At 60.2% G+C, this 394-nt stretch carries 1 protein-coding gene; it reads right to left on the bottom strand.

Annotated features, from left to right (window positions below):
- On the bottom strand, nt 1–394 hold a 394-nt coding region (locus tag SOP95_RS31965; protein ID WP_323609588.1), incomplete at both ends, for an aminotransferase class I/II-fold pyridoxal phosphate-dependent enzyme.

Genomic DNA, 394 nt, shown 5'->3' with positions numbered 1-394 from the left:
AGGGCCAGCAGCGCCTTTTTGCGCGCCTCGGGCATGATGTAGCCCAGGGGGTTGTTACAGTTGGGGGTCAGTTGGATGACTTTGATCGGCCACTGTTCCAGCGCCAATTCCAGGGCTTCGAGGCTGATGCCGGTGATTGGGTCGGTGGGGATTTCCAGGGCTTTCATGCCTAGGCCCTTGAGGGTCTGCATAGCGCCGTGGAAACTCGGTGAGTCCACCGCAACGATGTCGCCAGGCTCGCAGATCGCATGGATGCTGGCGGACAGCGCCTCATGGCAGCCGGTGGTTATTACGATGTCCTCGGCCGTCAGTTGGCAGCCGGAGTCCAGTGACAGTCGAGCGATCTGCTCGCGTAACTCCATACAGCCGAGGATATTGTCGTAATACAGGCCCG

Source organism: Pseudomonas sp. YuFO8 (genome assembly GCF_035065025.1).
GTDB classification, from domain to species: domain Bacteria; phylum Pseudomonadota; class Gammaproteobacteria; order Pseudomonadales; family Pseudomonadaceae; genus Aquipseudomonas; species Aquipseudomonas putida_AE.
Note: the sequence above shows the minus strand (reverse complement) of the source record. Positions and strands in the feature narration are given on the sequence as shown.